This is a genomic window from Streptomyces sp. NPDC055239 (genome assembly GCF_053606205.1).
The window spans coordinates 361,048-369,123 of record NZ_JBSGRD010000011.1 but is presented as its reverse complement, the minus strand read 5'-3'; the positions used below and the strand labels follow the sequence as shown (position 1 = coordinate 369,123).

Sequence of the window (8,076 nt, the reverse complement as noted above, 5' to 3'; positions counted from 1 at the left end):
GGTGCCTGCCCGGCAGCAATGCCGGGCAGGCACCGCCTCCGTGGCTTAAGGAAGATTTCATTAGAGAGTCTGCGGTTGCAGATGAGGGTTGCCGCGATGGCAGTGAAGGCCAGGAAGTGTTCTGGTTTTCGCTCGCATCGGAGGTGCAGCCGGCGGCAGCTGGCGAGCCAGGCGAGGGTGCGCCTGCCGAAAACTCCATCCATGCAGTTCAGGCGGCATGTTGGTATTCGTGGATCACGCCGCCGAGTAGATCTCGACGCATCACCTTGCCGTCCGGGTCGACCGGGTCGGGAAGTGGCCGCAACGGTGCTGCTCCGCAGAGGGCGCGGTGTGGGCGACGGGTGTTGAAGTGCGTTTCGTACGCGGCCAGTACGTTGCGCAGGTGCCGTTCGTTGGTGATCAGGGTGTGGTCGGGGAGTTCGCGGGGGCATCCGCCGATCCAGCGTTCGATGTACGCGTTCGGCCGCGGGGCCCGAATGGGAGTGAGCAGGACCTGGATGGCCTCGGATGCGAAGACGGCGTCGAAGGCGTTAGTGAACTTCGCACCTCTGTCCCTGATCAGGAACCTGACTCGGTCGACGCGGTCGGCCAGTGCCATGGCAAGCTCACGCGCCTGCTGGACTGCCCAACTGCCGGTCGGATGCGCGGTGACGCCCATGAGGTGTACTCGGCGGGTGGAAATCTCCATGGCCACCATGCAGTACAGGCGCCGCAGCATCACGGTGTCGACGCGGGAGAAGTCCACCGCGAGGATCCCCGAAGCCTGGCTGCGCAGGAACTGCGCCCGGGTCGGGCCCGAGCGGCGGGGTGCCGGGTCGATCCCGGCTCTTTTCAGGATCGTCCATACCGTTGAGGCGCCGACCGGGCAGCCCAGCGCGGCGAGTTCACCAGCGATCCAGGGCACCTGTTCGTCCCCCCGGGCACGCTGCTGCGCTGGCACGCCGACCTGGTCAAGCGCCGCTGGACCTACAAACGCCGAGGCCCAGGCCGACCGCCGATCCCGCCCACCGTGCGAGAGCCGGCGCGGCGGATCGCCGCGGAGAACCCGCACTGGGGATACCGCAGGTCGGAGGACCTGACGGCGGAGCACCGCAAGCTGGTGCCGCAGTACAAGTATCTCCGCATTCTTGGAAGCCTCCGCACGCGCCAGCAACGCAATCCACCCCAGCACCCACACGCTCCCCGCGAGAGCGGCACGGCAATCGTCGTACGCGCTCTTGTCGCCTCCGCCCGATGTTTGTACGTTGCAGCAGACATGACAGGAAGCGCTTTCAGTGCTTGCCCTCTGGAGGGGACATGACGCCTGGCACCGCCATGCCGTCGTATCGGCGCAGATCTGCACGGTCAAGGTCATGGCCTGCCGTGATGGCGGCCGCGGCCGCTCTCCTCACCGCCGCGTTCGTCACTCCGTCCGGCGGTGCGTCCGTGCCGGACGGCCGGTCCACAGCAGCTGGGGCAGGCATCCGCGGAAGTCTGGTCGCGGGCTACGACTTCGAGCATCCGGACCCCCTGGATGCCGGGCGCGAACGCGACGTGGGGCGGTCCGGCACCAGCCTGTCGCTCGTCAACGGCGGCGCCGCGATGCGCGTGCGCGACGACGCCGATCCTCGGCGTGGGCACGTCCTGCGGACCCGGCAGGTGAGTCCGGACGCGGCGGGGAACGACGACTGGAAGGCGGGCGTGTACGACTCGGACGGCGCGGCCTCGCTGCACGCGTTCAACGGAGCCCGCCAGGCCACTGTGATGGGCTGGTTCCGTACCACCGGGCAGAACCCGAGCCCGAATTCAGGTTCGGCCGACCCCTCCGACCTCTACAACGCCATCGGTCTCGCGGGTGTCCTGACCGGGGACTCGAACGGGCACGACGTGCGGGCTCTCCTAGAAGTGATCGATGTGAGCGGTGAGTTGCGCCTCGTCGCGCTCGGACGCCGCCTGGACGGCTCCGTGTCCCAGACCTTCGCCGCGGACGGGGACTGGCGTACCCATCTGCCGGACGGCAAGTGGGTCCACCTGGCCGCGACGTTCGACTTCGACACGGGTGAGATGGCGCTGTACCGCAACGGCCGTGCGCTTGCGGGCAGTTACGTACGCGACGGCGATCCGTGGGCTCTTGCCGGAGAGCCGGAGCCCGACTTCGCCTCACCGACCGACCCGCGAGGCATCAAAATCGGCGGGAGTTTCCCGCAGAACACCCGCGAAGCCAACCCCTGCAACTGCCGCATGGACGACCTGCTGTTCCTTGACCGGGCCGCCACCCCGGGTCAGGTGAGGGCCGAGTACCGCCGCACCGGTGGGCAACCCGCGTCCTGAGTTCACGTGCTGGACGTGCTTCCCGGACCCACATGTCTGAGGGACCCATGTCCAGAGCACGCGTCCAGAGCACACGTCCTGAACACGTGTCCTGTGCACGCCGCCCGAACGCACCTCCTGGGCACGCCACACGAAGGGAGCCCCCTTGTCCCCGTCGGCCCCGCACGTCCGGCCCCGTAAGAGATCCCTCCTGGTCCAATTCCTCACCGGCGCCCTGCTCGCCGCAGTGCTCACCACGGCACCGGCGGGCGCGGTCGAAGCGCCCGCCGATGCCGCGGCGGGCGCTGTCACCGACCCCATCCCCGGCAAGCCGGTCACCTCCGGTCTCGGTCTCAAGGTCCAGGAGTTCGCCCAGCTCCCGAAGTCCGAGCCGCGTCCGGGCCCGGTCGAGGACAGCCGTCTCATCCGGCACAACCGGATCAACTACCTGACCCCGTTCCCGGGCGGGTCCGGCCGCCTGGCCGTCGCGGACCAGAACGGCACCCTGTACTCCCTCAAGAAGGACGGCTCCGGGCAGCACCCCTACCTGGACCTGTACAAGGAGTTCTCCGCCGCCTACTACGCCAGCCGGGGCCTGGGCACCGGCTTCGGCTACGTCACCTTCGACCCGGATTTCCGGCACAACGGCCGCTTCTACACGGTCCACACCGAGAAGCCCGAACTGACCGAAGCCAAGCCGGACTTCAATCAGCCCAGCGGAAACGGGTTCCACGGCATCGTCACCGAGTGGACGGCCGACGACCCGAGCGCCTCCACCTTCTCCGGCACCCACCGAGAGCTGCTCCGCATCGGCTTCAATGGCCAGGTCCACGGCATCCAGCAGATCGACTTCAACCCGACTGCCAAGCCCGGCGACGCGGACCACGGACTGCTCTACATCGCGGTCGGTGACGGCGGCAAGGGCTCCACCACCGGCGACCCGCAAAACCGGGCCCTCCCGCACGGCAAGCTCCTACGCATCGACCCGCGCGGCCACAACAGCGCGAACGGCAAGTACGGCATCCCGCCCGCCAACCCGTTCGTCAGCGAGCCCGGCACCCTCGGGGAGACCTACGCGATCGGCATGCGCGACCCGCATCGCTTCAGCTGGGACACGCGCGGCAGCCACCGCATGTTCCTCTCCCACGTCGGCGAGCACGCCATCGAGTCCGTCTACGAAGTGCAGGCCGGCGACAACTACGGCTGGAGCGAACGCGAGGGCGCCTTCGTCTTCGACAAGAAGGCCACCGACCCATGTGCCAAGATCCTTCCGCTACCCGCCGATGACGCGAAGTACGGCTACACCTATCCGGTCGCCGCCTACGACCACGATCCGCCGGCCAACTGGAACTGCAAGTCCGACGTGGGTCGCGGCATCTCCGGCGGCTACGTCTACCGCGGCCACGATCTGCACGGACTGCGGGGCAAGTACGTTCTCGGTGACATCGTCGACGGCCGTCTCCTCTACACGGATGCCGCCGACATGCGCCGCGCGAAGCCGGGCGCCGAACAGCGCCTGGCGCAGATGTACAGCCTCATGGTCTATGACGCGAAGTCCGGCAAGCGCGTCTCCATGCAGGAACTCGCCGGTGACAAACGTGTCGACCTGCGGTTCGGGCAGGACGCGGAGGGCGAGCTGTACATCCTCTCCAAGGCCAACGGCAAGATCTGGAAGGTGACAGGGACGCGCACGTTCGCGAGCTGCGACACCGACGGGACCACCCTCACCGGCGTGATGGGCGCGAAGAACTGGGCGCCCGTCACCCCGTCCAAGTGGCAGTTCAAGGGCGGCCAGGCGGTGATGACCGAGCCGGGCGTCGAGCGGCCCGGACCTCGCCGCCCCTACGAGTACGCAGTGCTCACCACTGGCCCCACGTACCGCAATGTCCGTATCGATGCCGAAGTCCGCATCGATACGCCGACCGACATCGACAACCGGGATGTGATCGTCATCTTCGGCCATGAGTCGGACACCAGGTTCGGCTACGCGCATCTCTCACAGGACAACTCCATCTATCCGCACAACGGCGTCTTCACGGTGGACGACGCCGACCGGCTGCGGGTGGAGGACCAGTGGGACGGCACCACTGGCGCCCCGCCCGCGATCAGCGACGCGGCCTGGCACCAGGTCAGGGTGGTGCGCTGCGGGGACACCGGGGAGACGGCCGTGTACCTGGACGGCTCGTCGTACCCCTTGATGACAGCGGTGAGCACGCGGCCCGGCGACGGGCGGATCGGCTTCGGTTCGTTCGACAACGCCGGCAGGATCCGTGGGCTGAAGGTCTCCGGAAAGTCGTAGCAGCCATGTGTGGTGGCAGTCCGCGGCCGACTGGGTCTCCCGCGCCGGCCGGTTCCATAACCCCCGTATAGGTGTTGACCTGCTCCTTTCCTGTGTGAGGCTGATGTTGCGTCAGATCGCTGGGCGGTACTCGTTGAGGAGTTCGCCGAGGATCTTGCAGCGTCGGATTCGGTGGGTGGGTGGGTGGGGGGCAGGGGAGGATGTTCAGGTCGTCGAGTGGGGCGCGAAGTGCACTCCGCACGGGCGGTACGCACGAATCTTTCCGCGTACGTGTTGAAACTGCTGATCCTGATCACGCTGGTGCTGATGGGCGGCCTGGTCTATGCGGCGATCGTGTGGGCCCGCGCGCAGGACCGCCCCTCGATAGGGGGTGCGTGTAAGAACCCGTGATACCAGGCGCAATCCGGGGTGTTCAGGGCGCCCCACCGTCAGCCGGGCCACTCTGCGGTAGCCCCAGGAGGGGTTCTCGCGGACCAGGCGCAGGACTAGCGCGTGCGGGAGGGGCCCAGCGGCGCCGTACTTCTGCATACGGTGTCGTACGGGCGTCAACGGAGCTTCGGAACTCCGAGCCAACATTGCGCACGCTGGGGGTCAAGGGGGCGGCGAGCCGCTCCCTGTGCTCCCTGTGAGCGGGAGTCTGGGAGCGGCGTTCGTCCACTGGGCGAACGCCGTCTGACCCGCGCCGCCGGCGTCTGTCTTGGGTCGTCAGGGCCGGATCGGTGGCGCACTCATCGCTGCCGTCAGGAACGTGATGGCCCATCGCCGGGCCGACTCGCCCGCTACCGGGGACAGGCAGCCAGGGGAGGGCTGCTGGTGGACTTGGAGGCGGTCGACGGCCGTCACGGCGAAGATCCCCCGGATCCGGAACCACAGCTCCTCCGGGGAAAGGCCGGGCAGTACCCGCGCGAAGGCTGCGAAGTAGCGCTCACGGACCGAGTCCTCGGCCGTGCCGGTCCAGCTGCGTGCCTCCTCGGCCGGGTCGCTGAGGATCGTCACGATCAGCCGGGACGTCCGGGCGCCGCCCTCGTCGCCGGACGGCATCTCGTCGAACAGCGGCCCGGCGAATGCCTCCACCAGTTCGCTGACCGGTGGGTCGGGGGTCCGGGCGAGCAATTTGTCGAGCCCGGCGCACTGGGCGGCGGTGATGGGCTCGACCGCGCGGCGGGCGACTGCGGCCATCAGCTCCGCCTTCGAGCCGAAGTGGTAACCGACGGCGGCCAGGTTCGCTCCGGCGAGTTTGGTGATCGCGCGGACCGAGGTGCCGCGGTATCCGTGCTCGGCGAAGAGGTGCTCGGCCGCGTCGAGGATCTGGATGCGGGTGTCTGGGGTCGCCACACGTGGGACTCTACATATGTTTGAATGAAACGAACGTATGATTCAAACGAACGTGTGAAAGAGGGTTGTCACGAAGCTGCTCGTGTACGGCGCCGGGGTTTGCGGCAGCCTGTTCGCCGCCTGCATGCATGAGGCCGGCCACGACGTCTCGCTCCTCGCCCGGGGCGAGCGCCTGACCGCTCTGCGCCGGCACGGAGTGCAGCTCGCTGAGGAAGACGGCCCGGCTGTTAAGCGGGTGCCGGTGCCGGTGGTCGAGCACCCGGACGGCGGGTACGACCTGATCACCGTCTTCGTCCGCACCCACCAGGTGGATGCGGTGCTGGAATCACTCGCCGGTGTCCAAGGTGACGTGCTGTTCCTGCTCAACTGGGCAGCCGGCCCGGAGACGCTGGGTGCGGTGATCGGCCACGAGCGGGTGCTGCTCGGCTTCCCCGCGACTGGCGGCACGATGGACGGCGCCGTGGTCCGCTACCGCAAGAGCAATTTCATCACCCGCCGGGTCGCGATGCCGATCGGCGAACCCGACGGCCGTACCACCCCGCGACTGGAACGGATCGTGGAGACGTTCCGTACAGCCGGGATCAACGCCAAGGCCGAGCCGCAGATGGATGCCTGGCTCAGGACGCACGCCGCGTTCGAGGTCCCGCTCGGGCAGGCGGCACACGTGGCGGGCGGCCCGGCAGTGCTGGCCGACGACCCGGACGCGGTCCGCGGCATGCTCCACCTCATGCGGCAGAACCTCGCCGCGATGGAGGCGCCGCCGGTACCTCGCGCGTTCGCCGCGTTGCGGGCTCTGCCGCAAGGGCTCCTCGTGGCCGTGCTCCGGCGCTTCCTGAAGAGCCCGACGGCCGTGCACAGCGGACTCAACGACCCCTCGCCTGCTACGGCGGCCGAACTCGAGCGGCTGGCCCAACAGCTCCGTGCTCCTGCGGGAGCCCGCTAAGCGACCCAGGACGGCGAAAACAGTCCTCGAACCCAGCTCCGCCGACTCCACGGACGGCAACCGCTGACCTCATGACCGTTTCGGTAGCAATGGAGCGTCCGGCCTTCGGAGTTGGCGTGGCTCTCTCTCCTTGCGGCCACGTCCTTCAAATAGCGCGGCATTACAGGGCGAACGTTGGTTGATGCGGCACTAGTCGGATACGGCCAGCCCGGCGACCAGGTCCGTGTGAGGTGAGACGCTGTCCGGGTCGGTGCCGGCGTGCGCCTGAGTCCCGCACACGAACAACGTCCTGGTCCAAGTGGCCCAGACGGCTGGTGAGTTGCTGTGCGACCGAGGTGATCGACGGGTCGCGGCCGCTGTCGATGCGGATCTTCACTGATGTTCGCGATCGTGGGTCGCGCTCACCGAACCAGTCGATCGTCTGCATGGACGGCAAGATCGCCATAGGGCGGGCGTGACGAGGCGTCGAGCCCTTGAACCGGCAAGAGGACCTGTACTGCGGTAAGGCGCACCGTCCCGGTCCGCGCTGTCGTGTCCTCGGCGCAGCGCAGGAACGGTTGTACGGGGAGCGGCCGGTCGCCCGCCACCGCGCTGGCCTCGACCTGAAACCACGAGATCAGATCCGACCCGGGAGCGTTGAGGGGGTCGTCCCCTTCGGCAGTGCCCGCCCGGTCGTCGAGCCAGCCGATGAGCAGCGATCGCTGGTGGAACACCTGGTAGGCGTCGTGCTCCTGTGGAGTTCTCGGCCGTCGCCGTTCCAGGATGCCGGCGACCACCTGGGACTTGGCGTCGGCGTAGTTCTGCACGTACTCCCAGGTCTGCTGGGCCAGGAAGCGCTTGGTGTCGCCGTACAGCTTGCGGTCGCCGCTGTGCTTGCGCAGCCGGTCGCGGAAGAGCAGCATGCGGTCGGCCTCGGGGCAGCCCGCTGACAGGACGTGCAGGTTGGCCGTATCGGCACTCGGGTCAAGTCTGTGCGGCTTCCCGCTCGAAGACCAAAGGCCACCGGGGGTCGTAGCCGCGCACGGTGACCTGGCCGTTGAGCTTGGGCGGGCCGATGAGGTGGGCTGTCTGGATCTCCTCGGCGGACATGGAGATGCGCGGGATCTGCTGCTCGGACGTGGGGTGGCTCCCGTCTTTGCGGCCGAGGGGTATCTGTCGCTGGATAGAACCGAAACTGAGCTGAAGCATCTTGGGCAAGCTCAGCTCACCC

The 8,076-nt window shown here is 68.1% G+C and carries 8 protein-coding genes and 1 pseudogene; 4 read left to right on the top strand and 5 right to left on the bottom strand.

The window, feature by feature from the left end:
- Both ACWFRJ_RS31770 and ACWFRJ_RS31765 read right to left on the bottom strand, forming a co-directional pair.
- Positions 1-182 (bottom strand): annotated as a pseudogene (locus tag ACWFRJ_RS31770) (hypothetical protein); the annotation flags it as partial.
- A gap of 26 nt (positions 183-208) precedes the next feature.
- A complete protein-coding gene (locus ACWFRJ_RS31765) occupies positions 209-904 on the bottom strand; it encodes an integrase core domain-containing protein (protein ID WP_453538578.1) in 696 nt (231 codons plus the stop codon).
- Between the two features lie 461 nt (positions 905-1,365).
- Between ACWFRJ_RS31765 and ACWFRJ_RS31760 the strand changes: the two genes are divergently transcribed.
- The 3 genes from ACWFRJ_RS31760 (at position 1,366) to ACWFRJ_RS31750 (ending at position 4,978) form a co-directional block, all read left to right on the top strand.
- Positions 1,366-2,310, top strand: a complete 945-nt coding sequence (locus ACWFRJ_RS31760; protein WP_453538575.1) for a LamG-like jellyroll fold domain-containing protein — start codon at positions 1,366-1,368, stop codon at positions 2,308-2,310.
- A gap of 145 nt (positions 2,311-2,455) precedes the next feature.
- The gene (locus tag ACWFRJ_RS31755) at positions 2,456-4,588 is read left to right on the top strand and encodes a PQQ-dependent sugar dehydrogenase (protein WP_453538572.1); all 2,133 of its coding nucleotides are present in this window, start codon (positions 2,456-2,458) and stop codon (positions 4,586-4,588) included.
- Positions 4,589-4,804: 216 nt separating this feature from the next.
- Positions 4,805-4,978, top strand: a complete 174-nt coding sequence (locus ACWFRJ_RS31750; protein WP_453538569.1) for a hypothetical protein — start codon at positions 4,805-4,807, stop codon at positions 4,976-4,978.
- Positions 4,979-5,293: 315 nt separating this feature from the next.
- Here ACWFRJ_RS31750 and ACWFRJ_RS31745 read toward each other — a convergent pair whose 3' ends face one another.
- On the bottom strand, positions 5,294-5,923 hold the full coding sequence (locus tag ACWFRJ_RS31745; RefSeq protein WP_453538566.1) for a TetR/AcrR family transcriptional regulator: 630 nt from the start codon (positions 5,921-5,923) through the stop codon (positions 5,294-5,296).
- Positions 5,924-6,005: 82 nt separating this feature from the next.
- On the opposite strand from ACWFRJ_RS31745, the gene ACWFRJ_RS31740 reads away from it, so the two are divergent.
- A complete protein-coding gene (locus ACWFRJ_RS31740) occupies positions 6,006-6,866 on the top strand; it encodes a ketopantoate reductase family protein (RefSeq protein WP_453538563.1) in 861 nt (286 codons plus the stop codon).
- A gap of 401 nt (positions 6,867-7,267) precedes the next feature.
- On the opposite strand, the gene ACWFRJ_RS31735 is transcribed toward ACWFRJ_RS31740, so the two are convergent.
- Both ACWFRJ_RS31735 and ACWFRJ_RS31730 read right to left on the bottom strand, forming a co-directional pair.
- Positions 7,268-7,768, bottom strand: coding sequence for a GrpB family protein (locus ACWFRJ_RS31735; RefSeq protein ID WP_453538560.1), 501 nt, complete (start codon positions 7,766-7,768; stop codon positions 7,268-7,270).
- Between the two features lie 61 nt (positions 7,769-7,829).
- A complete protein-coding gene (locus ACWFRJ_RS31730; RefSeq protein WP_453538558.1) occupies positions 7,830-8,054 on the bottom strand; it encodes a hypothetical protein in 225 nt (74 codons plus the stop codon).
- Between the last annotated feature and the right edge of the window lie 22 nt (positions 8,055-8,076).